22 protein-coding genes are annotated in these 22,093 nt (G+C 68.6%); 11 read left to right on the top strand and 11 right to left on the bottom strand.

Features of this window, described 5'->3' with window-relative positions; all coding sequences use genetic code 11:
* Positions 1 to 125: 125 nt before the first annotated feature.
* A complete protein-coding gene (locus tag ACFYO2_RS15455) occupies positions 126 to 932 on the bottom strand; it encodes a hypothetical protein (protein WP_388348765.1) in 807 nt (268 codons plus the stop codon).
* Between the two features lie 404 nt (positions 933 to 1,336).
* Here ACFYO2_RS15455 and ACFYO2_RS15450 point away from each other — a divergent pair, with 404 nt between their 5' ends.
* A complete protein-coding gene (locus ACFYO2_RS15450) occupies positions 1,337 to 4,342 on the top strand; it encodes a hypothetical protein (protein ID WP_388348763.1) in 3,006 nt (1,001 codons plus the stop codon).
* A gap of 96 nt (positions 4,343 to 4,438) precedes the next feature.
* On the opposite strand, the gene tgmB is transcribed toward ACFYO2_RS15450, so the two are convergent.
* The 6 genes from tgmB to ACFYO2_RS15420 all read right to left on the bottom strand — a co-directional run bounded on the left by tgmB (position 4,439) and on the right by ACFYO2_RS15420 (position 10,914).
* The gene (gene tgmB / locus ACFYO2_RS15445) at positions 4,439 to 5,395 is read right to left on the bottom strand and encodes an ATP-grasp ribosomal peptide maturase (RefSeq protein ID WP_388348761.1); all 957 of its coding nucleotides are present in this window, start codon (positions 5,393 to 5,395) and stop codon (positions 4,439 to 4,441) included.
* 14 nt (positions 5,396 to 5,409) lie between these two features.
* Positions 5,410 to 5,601, bottom strand: coding sequence for a putative ATP-grasp-modified RiPP (gene tgmA, locus ACFYO2_RS15440; RefSeq protein WP_388348759.1), 192 nt, complete (start codon positions 5,599 to 5,601; stop codon positions 5,410 to 5,412).
* A gap of 305 nt (positions 5,602 to 5,906) precedes the next feature.
* A complete protein-coding gene (locus tag ACFYO2_RS15435) occupies positions 5,907 to 6,683 on the bottom strand; it encodes a hypothetical protein (protein ID WP_388348757.1) in 777 nt (258 codons plus the stop codon).
* Positions 6,676 to 7,404 (bottom strand): RNA polymerase sigma factor, encoded by a 729-nt coding sequence (locus tag ACFYO2_RS15430; protein ID WP_388348755.1) that lies wholly within the window; start codon positions 7,402 to 7,404, stop codon positions 6,676 to 6,678. Before ACFYO2_RS15430 ends, ACFYO2_RS15435 begins: the two co-directional genes overlap by 8 nt.
* A gap of 210 nt (positions 7,405 to 7,614) precedes the next feature.
* On the bottom strand, positions 7,615 to 8,799 hold the full coding sequence (locus tag ACFYO2_RS15425) for an LCP family protein (protein WP_388348753.1): 1,185 nt from the start codon (positions 8,797 to 8,799) through the stop codon (positions 7,615 to 7,617).
* A gap of 15 nt (positions 8,800 to 8,814) precedes the next feature.
* A complete protein-coding gene (locus ACFYO2_RS15420) occupies positions 8,815 to 10,914 on the bottom strand; it encodes a bifunctional polysaccharide deacetylase/glycosyltransferase family 2 protein (RefSeq protein ID WP_388348751.1) in 2,100 nt (699 codons plus the stop codon).
* 697 nt (positions 10,915 to 11,611) lie between these two features.
* Here ACFYO2_RS15420 and ACFYO2_RS15415 point away from each other — a divergent pair.
* Positions 11,612 to 11,812: a hypothetical protein gene (locus ACFYO2_RS15415; protein WP_388348749.1), complete on the top strand. Its 201-nt coding sequence runs from the start codon at positions 11,612 to 11,614 to the stop codon at positions 11,810 to 11,812.
* 25 nt (positions 11,813 to 11,837) lie between these two features.
* Here ACFYO2_RS15415 and ACFYO2_RS15410 read toward each other — a convergent pair whose 3' ends face one another.
* On the bottom strand, positions 11,838 to 13,358 hold the full coding sequence (locus ACFYO2_RS15410; RefSeq protein ID WP_388348747.1) for an NCS1 family nucleobase:cation symporter-1: 1,521 nt from the start codon (positions 13,356 to 13,358) through the stop codon (positions 11,838 to 11,840).
* A gap of 767 nt (positions 13,359 to 14,125) precedes the next feature.
* Here ACFYO2_RS15410 and ACFYO2_RS15405 point away from each other — a divergent pair.
* The 5 genes from ACFYO2_RS15405 (at position 14,126) to ACFYO2_RS15385 (ending at position 16,240) form a co-directional block, all read left to right on the top strand.
* A complete protein-coding gene (locus ACFYO2_RS15405) occupies positions 14,126 to 14,386 on the top strand; it encodes a CopG family transcriptional regulator (protein ID WP_388349587.1) in 261 nt (86 codons plus the stop codon).
* Positions 14,383 to 14,826 (top strand): PIN domain-containing protein, encoded by a 444-nt coding sequence (locus ACFYO2_RS15400; protein WP_388348745.1) that lies wholly within the window; start codon positions 14,383 to 14,385, stop codon positions 14,824 to 14,826. Before ACFYO2_RS15405 ends, ACFYO2_RS15400 begins: the two co-directional genes overlap by 4 nt.
* Positions 14,827 to 15,065: 239 nt before the next feature.
* Positions 15,066 to 15,332: a hypothetical protein gene (locus ACFYO2_RS15395; protein ID WP_388348743.1), complete on the top strand. Its 267-nt coding sequence runs from the start codon at positions 15,066 to 15,068 to the stop codon at positions 15,330 to 15,332.
* Between the two features lie 279 nt (positions 15,333 to 15,611).
* Positions 15,612 to 15,833, top strand: a complete 222-nt coding sequence (locus ACFYO2_RS15390; protein ID WP_172629543.1) for a type II toxin-antitoxin system VapB family antitoxin — start codon at positions 15,612 to 15,614, stop codon at positions 15,831 to 15,833.
* Entirely contained in the window at positions 15,830 to 16,240 is a 411-nt protein-coding gene (locus tag ACFYO2_RS15385) for a PIN domain-containing protein (RefSeq protein WP_388348741.1), read from the top strand. The genes ACFYO2_RS15390 and ACFYO2_RS15385 overlap by 4 nt, the downstream gene beginning before the upstream one ends.
* Here ACFYO2_RS15385 and ACFYO2_RS15380 read toward each other — a convergent pair.
* The 3 genes from ACFYO2_RS15380 to ACFYO2_RS15370 all read right to left on the bottom strand — a co-directional run bounded on the left by ACFYO2_RS15380 (position 16,177) and on the right by ACFYO2_RS15370 (position 17,927).
* On the bottom strand, positions 16,177 to 16,851 hold the full coding sequence (locus ACFYO2_RS15380) for an SNF2 helicase-associated domain-containing protein (protein ID WP_388348739.1): 675 nt from the start codon (positions 16,849 to 16,851) through the stop codon (positions 16,177 to 16,179). The genes ACFYO2_RS15385 and ACFYO2_RS15380 overlap by 64 nt on opposite strands.
* 229 nt (positions 16,852 to 17,080) lie before the next feature.
* Complete coding sequence (locus ACFYO2_RS15375) at positions 17,081 to 17,647, bottom strand: hypothetical protein (RefSeq protein WP_388348737.1); 567 nt, start codon at positions 17,645 to 17,647, stop codon at positions 17,081 to 17,083.
* A 25-nt stretch (positions 17,648 to 17,672) separates the two neighbouring features.
* Positions 17,673 to 17,927, bottom strand: coding sequence for a response regulator transcription factor (locus ACFYO2_RS15370; RefSeq protein WP_388348735.1), 255 nt, complete (start codon positions 17,925 to 17,927; stop codon positions 17,673 to 17,675).
* Between the two features lie 281 nt (positions 17,928 to 18,208).
* Here ACFYO2_RS15370 and ACFYO2_RS15365 point away from each other — a divergent pair, with 281 nt between their 5' ends.
* From ACFYO2_RS15365 to ACFYO2_RS15350, 4 genes are all read left to right on the top strand, one after another.
* Positions 18,209 to 18,589: a peptidase inhibitor family I36 protein gene (locus tag ACFYO2_RS15365; RefSeq protein WP_388348733.1), complete on the top strand. Its 381-nt coding sequence runs from the start codon at positions 18,209 to 18,211 to the stop codon at positions 18,587 to 18,589.
* 87 nt (positions 18,590 to 18,676) lie between these two features.
* Positions 18,677 to 19,546, top strand: coding sequence for a hypothetical protein (locus tag ACFYO2_RS15360; protein ID WP_388348731.1), 870 nt, complete (start codon positions 18,677 to 18,679; stop codon positions 19,544 to 19,546).
* Positions 19,547 to 19,864: 318 nt separating this feature from the next.
* The gene (locus ACFYO2_RS15355; protein WP_388348729.1) at positions 19,865 to 21,322 is read left to right on the top strand and encodes a peptidoglycan-binding protein; all 1,458 of its coding nucleotides are present in this window, start codon (positions 19,865 to 19,867) and stop codon (positions 21,320 to 21,322) included.
* A 77-nt stretch (positions 21,323 to 21,399) separates the two neighbouring features.
* Entirely contained in the window at positions 21,400 to 22,089 is a 690-nt protein-coding gene (locus ACFYO2_RS15350; protein ID WP_388348727.1) for an ABC transporter ATP-binding protein, read from the top strand.
* The last annotated feature ends 4 nt before the right edge of the window (positions 22,090 to 22,093 follow it).

The raw sequence follows: 22,093 nt of genomic DNA, 5'->3' as shown, positions 1-22,093 counted from the left end.
GCGCCGCTGGTGACCGTGCTTGCCCGCTCCTACGGGTACGGGATGGGCACGGCTTCGAAGTGCGACGGGGAGAAGTCAGTGCCGCATCGCCGCACCGCGCCGACGTATTCCGGCCCGCCCGCAGCTCAGTGGTCGTCGGTGATGGTGGTCGCGATGCCGTTGCTGATCTCGACCTCGGCGGAGAAGCCCTGCTTGGCGGCCGTCTCCAGTTCGGCCTCGGTGCACTCGGCGCCGCCCTCGCCGCCCGGCCCGGTGTTCACGGCATCGCAGATGTCGTCGTAGCCCATGATCTTGGTGTCATCGGCGACGAGGAACTGCTGCTCGGTGCCCTTCATGTCGGAGACGGCGTACTTGCCCGGCGCCAGGTAGGAGACGTTGCCGAACCAGGTTCCGTTGACGCCCTTGCCCTCGTTGATGCCCTCGACGACGGTCTCGCGGGAGTCGGAGTCGGAACCACTGCCGGAGTCGGACGCGGAGTCCTGATGGGCGGCACGTCGCTCGGTCACCAGGGTCGCGGCGCCGTTCTTCATCTCCACGTCGGCGTTCACGGCACCCTTCTTGAGGACCGACTCCAGCTGGTCCACTGTGCACGGCGCGTCCACCTTCGCCCCCGCCTCGCCGCATATCGTGCCGGCGCCGTAGACCTCGGTGTCGTCGGCGACCCAGAACTGCTGGTCCTCCCTGCCCGGTACGGACACGATGTACTTGCCCGGGGCGAGGTAGGTGACCTCGCCGTTCTCGAACGAGCCGCTGACGCCCTCGGAGTCGTTGGAGTCCGACGCCTTCTCCGCGGCCGCCACCGGGCTTGCCGTGTCCGCCGGGCTCTTGCCGGACGAGCTGTCGGCGGTGCCGTTCTGGCAGGCCGTCATCAGCAGTCCGGCGGTGATCGCGGCGGTGGCGAGGACGGCCTTGCGCAGGTGGCGGTTCTTCACGGCAGGTTCCTTCCGGGGGCGGGAGTAGCGGGGAGCCGGCGGCGTTTCCACCGTTTCCCGCTCTGTGATCACTATGAGGCCGCCCAGAACCCGCAGGTCGCGCCGGTCTTCCCTTCAGGACACCGCCGTGGCACAGCCGTGACACAGCAACACATCGGCTGTGAACGCCAGTTCGTCGACGCCACCTTGCGTCACCATCCCTGGCCGTCCCCCACCACCCGGCCGTGGTCATCGCTCAGGAAGAGGGTGAGATCCGAGTCCGCGCCGGTGAAGCCGAAGGCGACGCGCAGCCCCCTGGTAAGAGAAGTGCCCTGTTCGGTGAGAAAACAAGATCCGCCCGCTGTGCGGAGCGGACCTCTGTGTCACGATTCGCGCCTTGATGTTCGCGCAGAGATCGGGCTGCCATGCCTTCCCACAGACGCCGCTTCCTCGCTGTCCCGGCAGCCCTCACGGCGCTCGCCGTAGCCCAGGCCGTCACCTCCGTGACGGCCGTTGCCGTACCGGCGACCGACGTGTCGACCACGCTGGCCGCGCGGACGACTTCCGTGCCCGCCGCGGACGAGATATCCGGTTCCGGTCAGGCGGTCGTCTGGCGGCAGAAGACCCCCGCCGACACGCCGGCGCACGGCTGGCTCGCCGTCTCCGGAGGCACCCCCCAGGACCTCGGCCGGCTCGCGGACACCGACGAGTCGGTGAACGTCGACGCGGTGTCCGTGCAGGACGGGGTGGCGGCCGTCGCCACCTCCGCCAACCCGAACGGTGATCTCGCCGACCACGTCAGCCTGCGCCACCTCGACTCCGGTGCCGAGGACGTTCTCCCGGTCGCCTACGACAATTCGGGAGCCGCGGGGGACGAGCGTTACCGTGGGCAGGCCGGCGACGGCATCCTCGTACAGCAGAGCTACGACGACGACAGTTCCGCCCGCCGAGTGCGCCTGCTGCTGCGCACACCCGGCAGCGAGGACCGCACGCTGCTGTCCGACGACGAGCAGTACGAAGTCCGCGCCTCGGACGCACACGGCGCCCTGGTGCTCCGGCGGACCGCGCCCGACTGGGCCCACAGCTTCGTGTATGTCGACTTCGCCACCGGCGCGACGGTCACCGTGGCTGAGCCCACGACCGACGAGATGCCGTGGGGCCTGGAGTTCACCCCCCGCCATGTCGGGGTCATCGACGGCTCGACCCTGACCGAGTGGCAGCGGTCGGCGCCCGGCGACGGCTCCTCCACCGTCACCCTGCCCACCGGCGGGGCGCACTGGATCAGCGACGACACCCTCGCCGGCTACATGACGAACGCGGACGGGACGGGCGAGCTGTTCGCGATGCCCAGAGACGGCTCCGCACCGGAGCGGGACCTGGGCGGGACCTTCACCGACCTCTCGGTAGGCGACGACGGCAAGATGCGCGTGACGCTCTACCGGCCCGACGTGGACGCCGCGATCCAGACCCTCGCCGACGGCCGGGTCTCCACCGCCGCCGGCGACGCCACCACGATCCCCGCAGGACCCGCCAGGCTGGACGCCCTGGCGCTGTCCCACGGTGCGCTCTACACGGCCGACGACTCCTCCCGTCAGCAGGGCGTCCTGCTCCGCTCGAACCTGTCGGCCGGCCCGGCCGGAGCCTCGGCGAGCACGCCGTCCCGGGTACTGGCCTACACCGACGGCCTGGTCCACCAGACCCTGGCCGCCGCCGGCGGACGCGTCCTGGTCGAGCAGGGCGGTCCCCCCGCGCGGGCCCACCTCCAGGTGTACGAGGACGGCAAGCTGGTCGGTACGCAGCTGGACTTCTACGACTTCTCGGACGTGAGCGTCGTGGACTTCGACGGTGCGCACGTCCTGCTGGCGGACAAGACGACCGCGTCGGACGGCACTCTCTTCCTCGACACCTTCGCCGACGACCGCAGGCAGAGGGTGCCTGCCGGCTCCGCTCTGGACGGCGGCGCCCTGTACTCCTCGGTACGGAACGGCACCACGTCCACCTGGTCGATCCGCCGGACCGACCTGACCACCGGCACCGCCACCACCGCAGCCACCGTGAGCTGCCTGCCCGGCGCCCTCCAGGTGCGAGGCTCCCGGATCCTGTTGACCACCTGCGGCGCCGCGTCCACCACCGGCCTGCTGCTCAAGGCGGGCAGCTCGACCGGCACCACCGTGGACGCCTCCGTCCACACGCCGATCCTCGGCACGAACGTTCTCTACACCTTCACCAAGTCCCCGGACGGCGGCGCCGTCACGCTGAACGCCCAGCCGCTGGGCGTGACGGGAGCCGCGGCACAGCCTCTGTTCGCCCTCCCGGGCAAGGCCGACACCGCAGCCGCCGACCGGTGGGCGGTCGACCGCGACGCCCCCTGGGCAGCCTGGATGGACGACGCCGGCGTCACCCACGTGACCTGGGCAGGCGTGCCCACCGTCGCCTCGGCCACCGCCCCGACCGGCTTCAGCCCCAACGGCGACGGATCGGCCGACACCTGGACCCCCACCTGGACCTACGACCGGCCGGTGAGCTGGACGCTCACCCTCAAGTCCGGCACCACGCAGGTGCGTTCCCTGACCGGTACGGCCACGGGCGGCAAGATCGCACCGGTGTGGAACGGAACGACGCAGGCGGGCGGAGCAGCCGCCGAGGGCGCCTACACCTGGACGCTGACCGCGCGCGACACCGTCACCGGCCGGGCGGCAGCCGACGTCAGCGGCAAGGTGACCCTGCGCCGGGTGGCCCCGGCGGCCTCCGTCACCGCGCCGACCCTCGCGAGCAGCGCGGCCACGAGCGCCGCGGTGCCGGTCGCCTGGTCGGCGAAGACCGCGGGCGTGAAGTCGTACGACGTCGGATGGCGCGTCGCCACCCGTGACAGCGCGGGCGTCTGGAGGCTCGGGCCGCTGCACACCTGGCGCACCTCCACCACGGCCACCTCCGCGGTCTTCGGCAAAGCGGGCAGCCCGGTGCTGCCGGTGCCCGGACTCACCTACCGGTTCTACGTCCGCGCCCACGACGACGCCGGCCAGACCGGCTCCTGGAGCAGGGCGGCCACCACCGGCATCCCGGTCGACGACCGCTCCGCGGCACTGCACTACACGGGCACCTGGAAGTCGGTGGCGGCATCCTCCGCCTGGTCCGGCACCGAACGTACCTCCGCCACCAAGGGTGCGTACGTGTCCTTCTCGGCGGACGGCACCCAACTGCGCATCGTGGCGACCCGGAAGTCGAACGGCGGGCGCTTCGCGGTCGTGGTGGACGGAAAAACGGTCGGCACGGTGAACACCTACGCTGCGGCGACCGCCTACCGGCAAGTGGTGTTCACTCACACACTCGGCACCACGATCACGACCCACAAGGTGCAGTTGCGGGTCCTCTCCGGCAGCACACCCGAAAGATCCACCGTCGTCCTGGACGCCGTCATGGTTACCCGCTGAGCCGACCCGCCCGGCCGTGAGACCGCCACGAAAACGGCCGTCTCACGGCCCCACGACCGGCAGCGTGAGATGGCCGCCGTTTGTCGGGCGGCTGTCTCACCGGTGGCTCCGGGAAGCACGACGGTCCGCCGTGCGCTCTGACAGCCACAGGGCGACCGCCTCCGAGATCGGCTGCCCGGTCTCCAGTTCGACGAAGCCGAACTGGCCGCTTTGGTTGCACTCGAGGAACCACCAGAGACCCTCCTCATCCTCGGCGAAGTCGAAGGCGGCGTAGGCCAGTCCGGCAAGATCGACGTACTCGTACACCGATTTGCGGACGCGTTCGGGAATCGGGACCACCTCCCAGGCGTGCTCCGTGTCGCCGTAGCGCCCATCGACCTGGCCGGGTTCGGCAGCCTTCCGTGCGGCGAACAGCCGGGTGCCGACACAGGTCAGACGAATGTCGGCACGCTTGGGCACGTACCGCTGCAGCAGCGCAGGACCGGCCGCGACGCCGGAGAAATCCGTGTCGGGGCCGACCAGGGTGGTGGGCAGAGCCAGCGCGGGGTCACCGGGCGGCGGCCCCGAGGCGGACTTCACCACCACGTTCCTGTGCTCATCGGCGAACTGCCGTGCCAAGCGCGGGGTGGTGGTGATGACAGTCGGCGGCACGGCGAAGCTGCTGAGATGAGCGACCCTCAACTGCCACGGCTTCAGCCGGGCTCGGTCGGCGTTGCGCGGATGGTTCATCCACCGCGCAGAGGCGGAGTAGAGCATTCCGAACAGCGCCTGACGGGTCTCGGCGGTCAGCCACGCTGATGGGTGGGGCGCGTGCGCGGCCGGTTTGCCGGGCCTGCGCACCCATACGGAGCGCAGGCCTCCCGTGCTGAGGACGTGGCCGTTCACCGACAGGTGCCCCTCGAAGTCGCCGTGGGCGTAATGCGCGGACAACACGGCCTTGCCCGGCAGGTCGGCAGGGTCCAGCCGCATCACGGACACCCCCGTCTCATGCAGCTTGGCCACCACCATGTCGGCGGTGACGTCCTCTTCGGACGTCAGGATCAGCACAGTCATTCGATTACGGATCGTCAGTCGTCGAAGTGTGTCTGGGAACCGGCGGTGGACGTCGTCGTACCGGCCGCCAGGAGGAGGTCCGGGTCACTGACGGCCGGGCGTCCGTCGGGAAGCACGTTCAGTTGAAGCGACTCGTCGAATCGGTAGGGCGTCACCATGGTCGTAAGCGCCCTGGAGAGGGCGTAGTTGAGGGTGAACGGTCGCACTCGAAACCTCCAGGTTCGCACGCTGCCTGCGTGCACTCCCTCACGTGTTCTTGCGCAAGGAATTGATCACTTCTGCCTCATCCGCGGATGTTCATCACATATCCGCCACCTCTCTCGCCTCATCTGCACCATCGACATCAGAAGACTCGATAGCCGTCAACTTCCCCACGACGTACAGATCGAAATGGATGCCGTAAACGTCACAGGAACACGCTTCGTCACCCGAGGTACGGCGCCTCGGATCGGCGACGCCGACGGCCAGGCGGCCCCCGAACGGCGAGCGGACCGGCCGATGGGCGCAGGCACTACTCGCCCTTTTCGCCGCTTGCCTGGCCGTTGCCGGCCGCATTGCCCGCGCCGCCGGTGTCGATGCCGGGATTCCCGTTGCCCGACGTGCCGGTGTTCCCCGCCGTGCCCGTGCCGGCGTCTGCGGCCCCCTTGCCGGGTTCGCCGGACCTGCTCGGCACGGCTGTCGCCCGCGCGAGCTGCTCGGAGCAGTACGCGGCGACCTCGCCCTCGCCGCCCGCGGACGCGACGAGTCGCTGCCAGGCCGTCGCGTCGAGCGTCTTGCCGCGGTCTATCGCCTGTTCGTAGGCGCGGCAGTGGGCCTCGATGTCCTGGGCGGTGGCCGAGCCGTTCGTCGTTCCGACGCCACCGGAGGATGCCGACGAGGGCTCGCCGCCCGGCCGGGCCGGGGTGACCACCGCAGGGTGCGCGGTCCTCCGTCCGGCACCGGCACCGTCCGCGGACGAGCCGGCCGAACCGATGGCCGCGACCGCGACACCGCCCAGGGCGAGGCTGGCGAACGCGGCGCCGAACGTCGCCTTCACAGGGCGCCCGACACGCCGCTCGGCGGGCAGCCGCCAGTCGTCCCGGCGCCGGGTACGCGCCCGGTGTACGCCCGCCCCGCGGGCGTCCCGGAAGGCGGCCACGGCCCGCTGCTCCGCCCCGGGGTCGAGACCGCCTCCGCGCATGACGGCGGCCAGCACCGTCTCCAGCGCGGCCTCGTGACGCACGTCCTTCGGGCCGGACACGGCATTGCCGGGGCCCGGAACTCCGTCGCCGCTCAGCCGTTCACCCATGTCCGCTTCCGTTCCTGTCCGACAGGTTCGATTCATGCGGCGTGCCGGTGCCTCGTGCCCGCCCGCCGGTCCACTGCCGCCGTTGTCGTTCATTCCGACTCCCCAGCGTCCGGGAAGCCTCATCCGTCACGCCCTCTCCCACCTCGCTCTCGACGCCCAGTTGGCGGGCGAGGCGTTTCAGACCCCGGTAGGCGGCCGTGCGCACCGCTCCCGGGCGCTTGCCGAGGACGCGTGCGGCAGCGGGACCGTCCAGGCCGACGACGACCCGCAGGAGCACGGCCTCGGCCTGGTCCTGCGGCAGCCCGCGGACCAGTTCGAGGGCCCGCTCGGTGGAGAGGGACTCGAGGGCCTGTTCATGGGTGTTGTGCGGGCCGGGCAGGTCCAGTACGTCCTGTTCGATCGCCCCCGGCCGGGGCCGCACACGCTGGCGGCGCAGATGGTCCACTGCCCGGTGCCGGGCGATCGTCGCCGTCCAGCCGCGGAAACCGGCACCGTCTCCTTTGAACCGTCCGAGGTCGCGGGCGATCTCCAGCCAGGCGTCGGAGGCCACGTCCTCCGCGTCCTCGCCGACGATTCCGCGCAGATAACCGAGCAGGCCCGGCTGCATGATCCGATAGGCGACCGCGAAAGCGGTCTCGTCTCCGTCCTGGGCCCGCGCCACGGCCGCGCCCAATTCTTCGTCGTACGGCCGTGCGTAGCGGGGTTGCCGTTCCTGGCCCAAGACCGTCCTCGTTCGCCGGGTTCATTGCGAGTTCGCACTGTCCGAGGCGCCCGGTTCGCAACGACGGCCCCACGGTGACCAGCGTCCGTTCTCACAGAAATGTCACAACGCATCAGGAGTCCTTCACGCCGCCGACGGTGTCCCTGACGCGCCGTCGGCGAAGACACGGTGGTCTTCGACCGCTCAACGGGGCGGTCTCCCATCGGGCGGTCAGCCTTTCTCCTCGATGCTCACCGGCCGGTCGTTCCTCAGCTCGGTGAAGAGCTGCTTCGCCTTCGCCGCGTCCCATTTCACGGCGCTGCCCTTCGACGTGCTGATTTCGAGGTGGGCCACGGGGACGTTGAGCTGCCTGCCGGCTCCGGACGAGACGCTCCGCATCGCCTCGAACAGCGAGACCAGGGTGCGCAGTTGCATGTCCTTGTCCACTACGAGGGTGTCCAGCGCCGAGCCCAGCAGGGGATAGGCCCGGAACGGATTGAGCGCGGTGCCCGGTGTGGCCGCCTTGTGGGCGAGCGCGGCGAGGAACTTCTGCTGGTTCCTGCTGCGCCCCAGATCGCCCTGTGCCTCCTGGTGCCGCTGGCGGACGAACGCGAGCGCCTGGGCGCCGTCCAGGGTGTGGCAGCCTTGCGTCAGGTCGAGACCCGACTTCTGGTCCTTGATGTTCCGGTCCACGCACATGTCCACGCCGCCGACGGCGTTCACGACACCGACGAAGCCACCGAAGCCGATCTCCGTGTAGTGGTCGATGCGGATGCCCGTGTTGAGCTCGATGGTCCGCACGAGCAGTCGGGCGCCGCCCAGGGAGTAGGCCGCATTCAGCTTGTCCTTCGCCGGGCGATGCCGCTTGCCGGTGTCCGGATCGAGGTACGACGGGAGGGTCACCCAGGAGTCGCGCGGCAGGCTCACCAGCGTGGTGCCGTGGGTGCCGGTGTGCAGGAGCATCATCGAGTCGGTACGTCCGCCGCCGCCACCGCCGGCGTGCAGATCCTTCCTGGCCTGCTCGGACAGGCCGTCACGGCTGTCGGAGCCCACGATGAGGTACGTGGTCCCCTTCCCCTGCGACGGACGGTCCCCGGCCTCGCCGAGGTCGACCGCACGGTCGAGCTCGAAGTCGGCCCAGGCGTACGTGCCGCCACCGGTGAGGAACAGCGCGCACAGGAGGAGTGCCAGCAGACGGGCGATACGGCGACCTCGGCTGGGGCGTACCCGAGGGGGTCGCGTGCCGCGGGCGTGACCACCGCCGGGCCGCACCTCGTGCGGGCTCGGGACGGGTTGGACGGGCTGCGGGTATGGGCTCGGGACGGGTTGCGCGTACGGCCGTGTCCGATCCGTCTGCGCGATGACGTGTCCCGTGATCACTCGGGGCGCCTGTGTCTCCCCGTTCCAGTCACTCATGGTTCCACCCCCTGATCACCTCGACGACAACTCCCGTGCGGCGACCGGCTGTCTCAGCTGCTCCGCGGCGGCCGTACCCGCACGCTGCATGCGGTGCCACTTCAGCCGTGTGCCGCCCAGGAGGGCGAACACGGACTGGATGACGACCAGATACATCAGCTGCCGGTAGACGAAGAGCTGGAACGGCATCGACCACAGGGCCCGCAGCTTCTCCCCGTCGAGCCTCAACGCGTAACCGGCACAGCACAGTTGGATCAGGAGGAAGGCGAGCCATATCCCCGTCGACTGCACGGGGTCGGTGAAGAGCGCCCCGTACAGAGCGAACAGGTCGACGACCGGTGCGATCAGCGGCAGGCCTACCTGAAAGAGCATCAGGTACGTCAGTCCGCGGCGTGCGAAGCGTCCCGCGGTGCCCACTTCGAGAACGGCTCCGCGGTGCTTCCACATCGCCTGGAGCGTGCCGTAGCACCAGCGGTAGCGCTGCCGCCACAACTGCCGTAGTGAGGTCGGCACTTCGGTCCATGCGATCGCCGACTCCTCGTAGACCACCCGCCAGCCGGCCCGCCACAGGGCCATCGTGAGGTCGGTGTCCTCGGCGAGGGTGTCCTCACTGACCCCGCCGACGCCGAGCAGCGCGTCACGCCGGAAGGCGCCGATGGCTCCCGGAACCGTCGGCATGCACTCCAGCACCTCGAACATCCGCCGGTCGAGGTTGAAGCCGAAGACGTACTCCAGGTGCTGCCATCTGCCGAGCAGCCCACGCCGGTTGCCGACCTTTGTGTTGCCGCTGACGGCGCCGACGGCCGGGTGCGCGAGCGGCTGGATGAGCCGGTAAAGGGCGTCGGGCTCGAAGACGGTGTCGGCGTCGACCATCACGACGATGTCGTACGAGGCGTGCGCCATACCGGTGTTGAGCGCGGCCGCCTTGCCCGAGTTGGGCTGCCGGATCACCCGCACCCGGGGGTCGTCGATCCACGTGGCGAGGTCCGCCGTCTGATCCGTCGACCCGTCGTCGATCACGATGACCTCGAGGTAGGGGTGCGTGGACGCGAGCAGCGAACGGAGGGTGGACTCGATGCCGGCCTCTTCGTTGTACGCGGGGACGAGCACCGTCACGGGTGCGTCGACCTCCCGCAGCCAGGGCGCGCCGGGGCGGAAGCGGGTCAGGCGCCGGACGTGGGCGTGGGCGAAGGCGGTCAGCATCACAAGCCGCAGCACGCCGAGCACGCCCAGCCCGAGCAGCACCCAGGTCATGGCGTGCGTGAACGCGTGACCGGCGGTCGTGGTCCAGATCAGCGCCTTGCCCTGCCACCGTTCGGCGGTGGACACCCGTGTGTCGGCCGAGGCCATGCCGAGCGCGTCCGTCACGGTGGTGAACCGGTTGGCGTGCCGGTTGCCGAGCAGGTGCTTCGTCTCCTCGTACGCCAGGTCCGTCTGGCTGAACTGGCGCACCATGCCGTATGCCGGATCGCGGTCGGGCCGGTTCGCGGCGACCAGCACGTAGCCGTCCGCGGCTGCGTGCCGGGCCGCCGTCCACTCGGCGCCGCACAGCGTGTCCACCTCGGTGGTCAGCGGCATCCGCAGCAGGCTGGTGCGGATGCCCGCCGTGCCGGCGAGGGTTTTCTGGGTGAGCGTCAGCTCCATCGCGGTGCGCACGCGCGACGAGGAACCGAGGTCGGCCCCGGTGTACGTGTTGGAGCCGATCTCGTGGCCCTCGTCGAGGATCCGCCGTACCAGTTCCGGATGGCGTGCCGCCTGCGCACCGAACAGGAAGAAGGTCGCGTGCGCATGATGCTTGCGCAGCAGGTCGAGGAGGCGCGGGGTCCATACGGGGTCGGGCCCGCCGTCGAAGGTGAGCGCGACGGTACGTGCGGGCACGGCCGAGGACTCGACGTCGTCCCCGCGGATCCGTCGCAGGACCGGACCGCTCTCGTCCACGGCCCTGGGCACGGGTCTGGTGCAGGGAAGCCGCGACTTGGCGGCGTCGACCTCATGGATGGTCCAGCCCTCGAAGAGCAGGGCGGCGAAGACGACGGTCAGGGTCAGGGCCAGCAGCCGCCAGTGACCGCGGGGCTCGCGGGAACGGGCGTGGCGGCGTCGTTCCGAACGGCTCACACCACGCTCCCCAAAGTGATGTTAATCACAGCTGAACCGGGGCCTGTCCGGCGGGAATCGGGTGCGACTGCGACCGCTCCGAGCCCGGTGCGGACCGGTGAGCCGAGCTCGTGTCCGAGACCGCGCGCATCGGTGGGGAACGTCCGTCTGACGGGGCGGGCAGCGACGAATGCGGCAGTGGTCCACCCACTCTTCACAGGGGTGTCGAAAGCGTCGGCACTCGATGAAGGGCCACGTGTTTTCTGCTGGTTTGTCTTCCGGTCGAGCTGTTGCATGGGCGGCGAGTGTAGCCACGGGTGATGATGCGGGTGTGTCCGAAACAGACCAGGCGCCCACCGCGCCACGGGGGTGTGACACCAACGCACATCCGTGCGCTGGACTAGGTAGCTGCGGGGAAATGTGTCCACCCGTAGCCGCTTTCCGGAGCGGATCTTCCGGAGTCGCGACCTCACCTCACCAATGGTTTTCAGCCATCCGTCCGCTGCGCGGTTCCCGAGGAACGAAGGTCGGCACAGGGAAAGACCAGCCTTGACGACAATCCAGCACAGCCTGGCAGGACGACGGCAGGCCATGCGCCGGATCCGGCCTCACGACGGGTACCTGTGGAGTCCCTGCAGAGCGCCCTGGACCGGGCCGGCGTCTGAAGACATCGAAGTGTCACGGAGCGGCTGCCGCCGAGGGCTGCGCGGAGTGCCCGGTGAGGTTCGCGGCCGCAGGATGGTGTCCCTCCCTCGACCAGTTCGCCATCGAGACAGCGGTTCCGGTCATGACCGAGCAGGACCTGGAGCGCATGCGCGAGGCCAACCGCGACTTCGAACGGGCCGTCGCCGCCAACGACATCACCGCCGCACGACGAAAAGGGCGCCTGACCGGCATCAGCCCAGGTCGGGCGCCCTAATCGGGTGGCTGGAAGAAGCTGACTCCTATGCCTGTGTCGCCTCCGGCGCCTCCTTTGCCGCCGTCCTCGCTGTGAGGGGGCTTCTGCCTCCGCTGAGCGCGAAGTAGAGCACCCCGGCCACGCCGACTCCGATGAACCAGGAGTACGGACCCAGCGCCGCCCCGTATCCGGACGGCCCGTAGACGGGAAGGATGCTGGAGAAGACGGCACCCACCACCCCGGCGGCGAGCGCCCGTACGTTCCAGCCGCCCTGGAAGCGGAACTCCCCGTCTTCCTTGTACAGAGCGGGCACGTTCAGCTGTGTCTTCCGGATGAGGTAGTAGTCGACGACGATCACACCGAAGATGGGGCCCATCGTCGAGCCGATGGCGTTGACGAAGCTGGGGGCGTTGTCCCAGGGGTGGAGCGGGTAGAGCAGGAGCGCGATGACGGCGGCGATGAGGCCGCCCCTGCGGAAGGTCACGTACTTCGGGGCCACGTTGGCGAAGTCGAAGGCGGGACTGACGAAGTTGGCGACCACGTTGATGCCGAGGGTCGCCACGGCGAAGGTCAGGGCGGCGAGCAGGACGAGGAACGCGCTGTCGAACCTTGCGGAGATCTCGGCCGGTTCGAGGATGACCTCGCCGTACACCTTGCTGGCCGCGGCCGTGGTGGTCGCGGCGACGAGGGAGAAGAGGATCAGGTTGACGGGCAGGCCCCAGATGTTGCCCTTTTTCAGGGCCTTCTCGTCGGGGGTGAAGCGCGCGAAGTCACCGAAGTTGAGGAACAGGGCGGCGAAGTAGGTCACCCAGGTGGCGGCTATTGCCGCGATCGCGGCGAACGAGCCCGGGGAGACATCGAGTCCGGTGGCGCTCTTGGCGAGCGCGGCCAGGTCCTTGCCCGGCATGTCGACGGAGAAGGACAGCGCCCCTGCCTTCACGGACAGCGCGATCGCGAGGACCAGCATCATCAGCCAGACCGCCGGGCCGGCGAAGTCCTGGAAACGGCGAACCGTTTCCATCCCCTTGCTGATGATGAGCAGTTGGGCGGCCCACACACCGAGGTAGCACAGCACTTCAAGGCCGCTGTGGTCGAAGAGCCGGCTGGTCTCGTGCAGATGCTTGGGTCCGTCGTAGCGGACGAGGAAGGCCACGATGGCGCCGGCGGCGGCGCTGGTCTGGGCGCCGTACCAGAAGGTGGCGACCACGGCCCGTACGAGCGCGGGGACGTTGGCGCCGAAGGTGCCGAACGAGGCGCGGGCGAGGACCGGGTAGGGGACACCGGTCTTGACGCCCGCCTTGCCGATGAGGGTCATCAACCAGTAGATGATCAGCGAGCCCACACCGATGCCGATGAGGAACTTGAAGGTGTTGCCCGCGACGAGGAACAGGCTGGCGGCCAGGAAGTAGCCGTACAGACTGTGCACGTCCGAGGTCCAGACGTTGAAGATGCTGAAGGCGCCCCACTTGCGCTCGGTGGCGGGGGCGAGGTCCGCGTTGTAGAGACGGGGGGAGTACCCGGGCGGGGTGGCGGTTCTGTCCGCGTCCGTGCTGTCCGTGGCCGTCATGTCCTGCTCCTTCTTGCCGTACCCCATCCCCTACCGGCGTCGTGCCGGACGGTTGAGGCGTCAGCTAAGAGCCGGGACGTTGCACCGGCATGTCCGGCGCATGGCAGACTCGTCAACGGAAAATCTCTTCCATTTCCGGGCCGAGTCGCCGGTTGACCGGTGCCTGCGGAGCGCTTGGACGAGGGGCGTGATCACAGGCGAGACGGACTCCCGCGGAACTGTCGGCCGGTGACAAGGGCCCGAGGCGTGATGCGCGGCGCGTGCTCGTGCCGCTCACCCCTGGTGACGACTTCGATCGCATGCAATGGCGGCGATGGCAAGTCCCTTTGTCGACAGCGGAATTGTTCTGCCTGCGGTCGCACGGCGACCGCACCGGCCCGGCGGGCAAGGTGCCCCTCCGTGTCCAGGCCGGAGACGGTGATGCGCCCAGCGGCTACGGCTGTCACGACCGCTGTACGGGGCCGAAGGCGTCCGTGCCGATGGGCGGCGCCCTCGTGGCGGAGCCGCCGGACGGCTCGCTGAGGTTGTGCGCGCAATTCCTCGGTGGCCGGGCGAGTGCAGAGTGCGGCAGCGGTCGGCGTCCGGGCGGGTGACCGGTGCCGGAGGAAGGCGTGGACCTGGTGTGGTCGGCCGGGCCGGTCGACGGTGGTGCCGGCCGTGCACGTCTCCGTGGCGGAACAGACGTGCGCGAGGGCGGCCGGCCGACCGGTCAGGGCCTGGGTGTTGTGGACGCTGTCGTCCTCCAGTACATGGACTACTCTTGGTACATGTCCATGAAGCGCACGAACGTCTACGCAGACCCCGAGGACCTGGCGATCATCAAGGAGGCGGCCAAGCGGCGGGGCATAAGCGAGGCCGAGATCATCCGTCAAGGGATTCACCTCGCGGCGATGGCGAACCGGGTCTGGGACGAACCGTTGTTCTCGCGGACGTTCGAGGGGTCGGGGCGCACGCCGTCCAAGGCTGAGGTCCGTGACGCCGTCGCCGATGCGGTCCGCCACGAGACGGACTCCGGAACTGCCGCGTGATCATCGTCATCGCGGATACATCCGGCCTCCTGGCCGCTCTCGACTCGACTCACCCGGAGCACACGGGCGCGAGCGAGGCGATCATGGCGGCCGGCCTCCTGATCATGTCCCCGCTCCTGCTGGCGGAACTCGATCATGTGGCAACGCGTGCGTTGGGGCGCGAGGCCGCCCTGAGCGCGGTCGACGACCTGCGGCGCTGGATGAGCCGGGGTCGTGTCGTGATGCCGGAGATCACGGAGGACCACTTGGGTGCAGCCCAGTCCGTCCGAGTCCGCTACGGCGCGCTCGACCTGGACCTCGCCGACGCGGTGAACGTGGCGCTTGCGGCCGACTACGACACCGACGCTATCCTCACCCTCGACCGAAGGGACTTCCGGGCCGTACGACCATGGGGCCGCCACAAGGCGTTCCGGGTACTCCCGGACGACCTTCCGCTCTGACGCGGGATCCTCGGCGGCCAAGCGCCTGCTCCCGCAAGAGGATTGCCCACGAGCTGCTGGCAGGCGGCGCTCTCGGGCGAGCCGGTCGCGATCGGCCACCCCTGCTGCAGCGCGGTGCCGTAGCGGACCTGGTGAACGCTCACTGCGGCTCGCTCGCCGCAGCCGCAAGCGGTACTCGCGCTACGAGTTCACCCTGAACACCTTCCGAGGCGCCACTCTCAGGTCGATAGCCTGCCCGAGTGACGAAGAAGACCCTGATGACAGGCGTGCTGCTGGCCGCCGTGTGCGCGGGAGCGGGCGCCGCCACGTACGCCGCCTTCGCCGAGGACCCGTCCGTCTCCGTGCACACGCAACAGCCGAAGAGCCGTGGGGACTACATCGAGATGTGGAAAGCGGACCTGGCGATGTCCGGCAAGCAACTGCCCGCGGACGTGGACTCGATGACGACGCAGGAGATCCTTGACGAGTGGGGCAAGGAACTGGGCAAGCACGCCGAGCCGGAGTGACATGACAAAGGGGCCCGCGCCTACGCGGGCCCCTTTGTCCGTTCCGGGTCAGCTGGTTCTACTGACTCGGCGGGTCCAGTTGGTTCAGCTGATGCCGTTCGCGGTGCTCATCGTGTTGCCGGCCTTCGAGTCGTGCTCCGAGGAGCACTGGTTGTCGTTGAGGCGGTTGCCGGGGCTGTCGGCGTCGTGGTGGCTGATGGCGACACTCAGACGTGGCGCCGTGAATGTTGGTGACGTATTCTTCTATGTACATCATCAACATTGTGTGGGAGGTGCGGTATGTCTGTGACCCAGATCGACATCGACGACGACGCCCTGGAACGCGCCATGGCTCTGTCCAAGGTCAGGACCAAGAAGGAGGCGGTCAATCTCGCTCTGCACTTCTACGCCGAGCAGCAGGAGCGTGCGGCGCGCATCAGCCGTCACTTCGAGCGTGCGCGTGAGTGGGGTGCCGTCGAGGATGCCGAACGGCTGCACCGGGCGGAGAAGCACAGCCGGTGATCTACTTGCTCGACACGTCCGGCCTGGTCCGGCTGCTCCGCGATCCCAAACTGCAATCGGCCTGGTACGACGCAATCGATGCCGGAGCCGTCGCCTCCTGCTACGTGCAGCGCACCGAGTTCCTCCACAGTGCTCGGAACGGACGCGAGTACGACGAGATCGTCGAGATGTTCACGGACCTCTATCCCAATGTGTCGGTGCCGAAGAACGCGGGGCGCTGGATTGGCGCGGTGCAACACCGTATGGCCCAGGCCGGGGAGCACCGCAGTGCCTCGGCGGTGGACCTCGTCATCGCCGCCACCGCGGCCCACCACAGCCTGGCTGTCCTCCACGACGATGCCGACTACCGTGCCATTGCCCGGCACGCATCCGACCTGGTCGAGCACAACGTCCACGACATCGCCTGAGGTGGTTTGTCGCCCGACAGGCTGTGGATGGCGGCGTCCTGCGAACACAACGGCACGATCATGTCAAGCGAGTTGGACACCTTCTCATGGGCTGCCCTGTCCACATGCAGGCCGCCCGCGGTGGAACCGGGGGCGGTGCGCTGCCCGATCTCCGCGGTCGCGGTGAGTGCCGTGACCAGTTCGCGCGGCCAGTGCACGTCGACACCGGCCACGCGCAGCGCGTCCGTGGCGTCCCCGAAGAGATCGAAGGCTTCGTCGTCGGTCAACCGGAGCTGATCGGGAGCGGCATCGTCGAGCAGCCTCCGCAGCGGGGGCCAGGCGCGGGCGCCGCGGCGCAGGGCGAGCAGGGTCTCGGTCTCGGCGCGCGGGCCGAGCAGCCGCTCCACTTCGGTCGGCTCGCTCCAGAGTCGTGCGGCCTCGACGACGAGCGCCGGGTCCGCCGCGGTGTGCAGTTGCAGGACGGCCCGGAACTGCCGTCGGCGTCCTTCGGGTACGTCGACGCGCAGGGAGACACTGACCTCGGCGGTGAGCGCCGCCTGGGTTTCCTCGGCCCGTTCACGCAAGGTGGGCACGGCGCGGGCGTCGCGCCAGGCGTACGGCAGCGCTCCCATGGCGAGCGGCGTGGCCGGCGTACGGACCAGATCATCGGCGACCGCGTCGCAGAACTGGCGTACCAGCGGCGCCGGTTCGGCGATCCGTACCGGAGCAGGGCCAGCCTCGGGCAGTCAGTGGGCGTGTGGCGGCGGAGGCCTCTGGCTCACCGGGTCGATCCAGCGGACCTGACCGTTGCCTGCCAGGCGTGGATTACCACGGCCCACTGCCGCCTTCGCTGAGTCCAAGTCAGGACGATGCGGTGGTTTTGGGCTTTCCGTCACCTGGGAGGACCATGTTGTGGGCAATGCAGTTCCGCATGGCGGGGACTCGCCCGTCGGATTCCAGGAAGACCGGGTTCGAACGATCTGCCACCCTCCGTTCGGCCGGCCATGTGACGCCCTGAGCGACGACGCATCCGCCCAATCTGACTTGGAATTCGGCCTGCGCAGGTTCTTTCGGTGCGCTGCCCTCACCCTTGAACTCGATCGTCTTGGCGAATGCCCGCTGTTCCTCGGTGCAATCGCTCTCGGCGTCCTCGACGGCAGATCCGGGCGCGTCACCCTTGACGATGATGACCCCGCCGGCATGCTCGACACGCAGTCCTGCGCCTGTCAGGCACTTGCCGTATGCAAGCAACTCGGTACTGGGATTTGGCACGAGGTCCGGTACGGCGGATGAGCTGCTGCTGGGAGTTGCGGAATGCCCGGGCGTATTCCCGCTCGAACCGTCCCAAGTGAGGACTGCGCCGACTGTCGCGGCACAAACGACCAGTCCTCCGGCCAAGAGACTCCACGGCTTCATACCGCGTCCCATAGGTGCTCCTTGTTCGTCCTGCACATCACAAAGTCTTTTCGAGCAATGTCGGTCGATTCGAGTCCGGGACAAACGGCCCGAGCAGACCCAGTTGCTGGGCTCTGGCCCCCAGGGCGAACCGATTGGGAACGGAAAGCTTGGCCATCAGCTGTTGCACGCGCCGCTGGATGGTGCGGTGGCCCACCTGGAGGCGGCGTGCTATGGCGGCGTCCGAAAGCCCCATGCGCATGAGCCCGAGTATCGAAATGTCCGTATCGTCCAAGTTCAAGTCGGAGAGCACGGCAGATACTCGACGTCTCAAAATGCCCCCTCTGGGCAATCTTCCTGTCAAGTTCACCTGTGTTTCGTCTAAGGGTCGGCGCATCATACACGCGGCGGATGCGCTGCCACCTCCCGCGGGAGCGGCGATTGGCTGCCCTGTCAAGGGCGTTGGCAAGCCAGGTTGGCGTAAATGCGCCACTCCCGATGGCAAGATCACTTTCCGAGGCTACGGTTGCCGACGCTTGCCACCATGTGCCCGGTGGTCTGACGGGCACGGAGTCCTTTGCACAGGAGGTCACGTTGAAGTTCCGTACCATGAAGGCCGTTGCGATGGCTGCTGCAGCCGTTGCCGCGGTGGTGGGGTCGTCCAGTGGTGCCCAGGCGGCAGCCTTTGACGGTTCGTGCAACGACCATGAGGTCTGCAACTACCGCCTGACCAGCTACACGGGCGGAATATGGGACACGCCCGGTGACGTATCCAGCTACGTCGGGCACTACTTCAGCAGCGGCTACACGCTGAACGACCGCACGAGCTCGCTCAAGAACAACGCTGATATTTACGACGTAACCCACTACACCGACGCCAACTACTCGGGTGGGTGGCTCGACACGGGCACCAACTCCGCGCGTGCCAGCCTTTACACGACCTGGGACAACACGTTCAGCTCGCACTACTTCTAAACCTTCATCACTTCCCTGCAGCTGCCCGCCCGTAGCGTTCGGGCGGGCATTGCGGTAGAACGGACGGCACCTATGGGGCGAACGCCCTTGCGCGCACTTGCCGCAGTGATCACATGTGTTGGGCTTGCCGGGTGTGGATCGGAATCCAACGGTGCCGGCGGATCGGCGGAGCCTCCGCTGGGGACTCGCCTGAAAATCACCGATACCCGTGAACTCCGCCTTCCTCTGGACAGCTATCGGCTCTCCCGGGAAGAGCAGTGGTCGCTCACGGTTGCACGCGTTCCCCTGGTTGAGCGCTGTATGAAGCAGTATGGGTTCGACTATCACATGGTTCTGCCGCAGCGCAGGTTTCCGATGGCTGACAACGAGCGCATCTTCGGCCTCACCGACGAGGATTCCGCGCACGCCTACGGGTATCGCCTTCCTCCCCAGAAGCTTGAAAAGCTGCCGCCTGAACCCGAGTTGACCCCGCAGGGGCAAGCGGTCATGGAGGGAAGCGGTCAGAGCACCTACAAGGGCGTGCAGGTTCCCAAGGGTGGTTGTGACGGTGAATCCAAGCGCGCCCTCATGAAGGGTGCCCCGCAGGTCGAGGACACGGACGCGGCCGGCGTACTGGCTCTGCAGGTGGCCGACAGGGTCGAACAGGACTCCCGGGTCCGTAGGGCGTTCGCTGACTGGTCCGCCTGCATGAAGAAGCGCGGTTTCAACTACCAGAATCCAATGGATCCGAATAACGATCCCAACAACAACGCGCATGCCACAGCGTCCAAGCGTGAGATCGAAACGGCAGTGGCAGACGTGCGCTGCAAGCGGGAGACCAACCTCATCAGCACCTGGGCGACCGTGACCGTGGCCTATCAGAAGCGGGCGGTCGAGGAGAACGCGGAGCGCCTCAAGGTCCAGAAGCAGGCGCTTCAGACCATGCTGCGCAATGCGAACCAGGCCCAACACGCATGACGAACCACGTGTCAGATCACCCCTGAATCATCCAGAGGTTCGGGGACTCACGGGATTGATCGCGTGGGTGCCTCGGTGAGTGCGTCGGTGGGAGCGCACTCACTGTCCGGTGTGCTGCGGGTCCTGGGTTCGTCTTTCCGCGCCGTCCCCTCGTGAGAGCGGGGGCGGACGGCCGACCGCGCTGAGCGGGTGACAACGTCCCGACTCCATGGACGAAGACGTACGAGAAGTGGGGAGGCCTGAGTGGCCGGCGATCAGGGGCGGTGGGCGGCCTCGAAGGAAGCCCAGCCGTCGGCAGGGAGCACGGACGCGAATGCTGTGACACGGCCACCGGATGGCGAGGCCGACGGGCTGCCGACGCGGTCCCGGCTGTCCCGGCGCAAGCGACTGCTGGTGGGGATCTCACTGGGGGCGGTCGTGCTGTCCGGAGCGGGCGTGGCGACCGCGTCCGTGATCAAGTCTCCTGCCCAAGCCGCCGCGGAGGCCGGTCCACCGCCCGCCGACGTCCTCACCGTTCCCGTGGAGCGGCGCGTCCTGAAGGAATCGGTCGTACTGCGGGGCACTGTCACAGCGGCCCAGTCGGTCGACATCGTGCCGACGGCGGCCGGCGGCGAAGGCACGAGCAAGGCAGTGGTGACGAAGGTCCTGGTACAGCCCGGAAACACCTTCAAGGCGGGCGAGGCGCTGCTGGAGGTTTCGGGCCGGCCGGTGTTCGCGCTGAAAGGCAAGCTCCCTGTCTACCGCGACCTCAAGCCGGGTTCCCACGGCGAGGACGTCTCACAGCTGCAGCGGGCTCTGGCGTCGCTCGGTCATGGCACCGGGTCGGACGCGCCCGGGACGTTCGGCGTCGGAACCAAGGCGGCACTGTCCTCGTTCTACGCCTCGATCGGCTATGACCCGTTGTCGGCTCAGCCGGACGGCGATGAGCAGGTGAAAGCGGCGAATGAAGGGGTCATCCAGGCTGAGCGGGCGCTGGCGGACGCCCGGGACGCGGCCTCCGGGGACGGCTCGGACGAACACGAGGGGCAAGCAGGCCGGAAGCAGGTGCAGCGTGCCATCGAGGACCTGGCCAAGGCTCGGGAGGACCTGGCGGAGGCCCAGGCGGTCTCCGGTCCAATGCTCCCGGCCTCCGAAGTACTCTTCCTGCGGGGATTCCCGGCACGCGTGGATTCGGTGACCGCACAGGTGGGGACGGAAGTCACGGGCAAGGCCATGACCGTCTCGGCCGGCGAGTTGGTGGTGAAGGGCTTTCTCGCGCCGCACGAAAAGGGCCTTGTGCGTACAGGGCAGAAGTGCGTAATCCTGTCCGAACTCACCGGAGCCACGGCCGACGGCGCGGTGGTCTCGGTGGCGGAAGAGCCCAACGTGCCCGCGGAAGAAGGGACCGACGGCGGGGGGACCGCGACGGACGGTGCCGGAGAGGGGTACCCGGTGGTGATCCGGCCCAGTAAGTCGCTGTCGGCGAAGCTGGCGGGGCAGGACGTCCGCTTGACGGTGGAGGCGGCGTCCTCGGACGGACCTGTGCTCGTCGTGCCTGTGTCCGCAGTCTCCGCGGGGGCGGACGGCCGTACCACGGTGACGGTGCTGGGTGCCGACGGCGACCGGCGCCGGGTGGAGGTGCGCGTGTCCACCTCGGGTGACGGGTACGTGCAGGTGACGCCGGCGGCCCATGCGGCGCTCACGGAAGGCGACCGGGTCGTCGTCGGTGTCAAGCCTGCCGACGAGCACGAGTCCGAGACCGGGCAGCCGGACGAGGAAGACTCCGGGTGGCAGTAGTGAACCCGTCGTCGCCGCACAGCGGTCCGAAGGCCCGGGCTCGTGAGGAGTCGCACCCCGGGTGCGGTTCGGCACCTGTGATTCAGTTCCGAGGCGTGGGGCTGACCTATCCGGGACCGCCTCCGGTGACCGCGCTCAAGCCGTGCGACCTGCTCGTCAGCCGAGGCGAGTACGTATCGGTCATGGGTCCGTCCGGGTCCGGCAAGTCGACCTTCCTGAACATCGCGGGCCTTCTGGACGGTCCCACAGCGGGGAGGTACCTGCTGGACGGGATCGATACAGGAACCCTGAAGGACGCGGATCGCACCGCGCTTCGCGGACGTCGCATCGGCTTCGTCTTCCAGTCCTTCCACTTGCTGCCGCACCGGTCCGCGCTGGAGAACGTGTTGCTGGCGATGGTCTACAACGGCACTCCGCGCAAGCAGCGGACCGCGTCGGCGAGAGAAGCGCTGCACAGGGTCGGGCTCGCACACCGCGTGGACGCGTTGCCGACACGCCTGTCCGGCGGCGAACGTCAGCGTGTTGCGATCGCTCGCGCCCTCGTCGCGCACCCGTCGCTTCTGCTGTGCGACGAGCCGACCGGCAATCTCGACTCGGCGACCGCTGAGTCCATCCTGCGCCTCCTCGACGAGCTTCATGCGGATGGCATGACCATCGTGGTGATCACACACGACCCGGGGGTGGCCAGGCGAGGCCAGCGCACCTTGATGATCCGGGACGGCGTGCTGAGTGACTCCTCTGCCGACGACGATGCTGGACAGGAGTGACCCG

The organism is Streptomyces sp. NPDC006602 (assembly GCF_042870385.1).
Classification (GTDB): Bacteria; Actinomycetota; Actinomycetes; order Streptomycetales; family Streptomycetaceae; genus Streptomyces.
The sequence above is the reverse complement of the archived record's forward strand: the minus strand, read 5'-3'. Positions and strand labels throughout refer to the sequence as shown.

Excerpts from the sequence above, each read along its gene's own strand:
- ACFYO2_RS15450 (WP_388348763.1), top strand. The coding sequence starts at position 1,337 with ATGCCTTCCCACAGACGCCGCTTCCTCGCTGTCCCGGCAGCCCTCACG.
- tgmB (WP_388348761.1), bottom strand. The coding sequence starts at position 5,395 with ATGACTGTGCTGATCCTGACGTCCGAAGAGGACGTCACCGCCGACATG.
- ACFYO2_RS15435 (WP_388348757.1), bottom strand. The coding sequence starts at position 6,683 with ATGGGTGAACGGCTGAGCGGCGACGGAGTTCCGGGCCCCGGCAATGCC.
- ACFYO2_RS15425 (WP_388348753.1), bottom strand. The coding sequence starts at position 8,799 with ATGAGTGACTGGAACGGGGAGACACAGGCGCCCCGAGTGATCACGGGA.
- ACFYO2_RS15410 (WP_388348747.1), bottom strand. The coding sequence starts at position 13,358 with ATGACGGCCACGGACAGCACGGACGCGGACAGAACCGCCACCCCGCCC.
- ACFYO2_RS15405 (WP_388349587.1), top strand. The coding sequence starts at position 14,126 with ATGTCCATGAAGCGCACGAACGTCTACGCAGACCCCGAGGACCTGGCG.
- ACFYO2_RS15390 (WP_172629543.1), top strand. The coding sequence starts at position 15,612 with ATGTCTGTGACCCAGATCGACATCGACGACGACGCCCTGGAACGCGCC.
- ACFYO2_RS15380 (WP_388348739.1), bottom strand. The coding sequence starts at position 16,851 with ATGGGAGCGCTGCCGTACGCCTGGCGCGACGCCCGCGCCGTGCCCACC.
- ACFYO2_RS15375 (WP_388348737.1), bottom strand. The coding sequence starts at position 17,647 with ATGGGACGCGGTATGAAGCCGTGGAGTCTCTTGGCCGGAGGACTGGTC.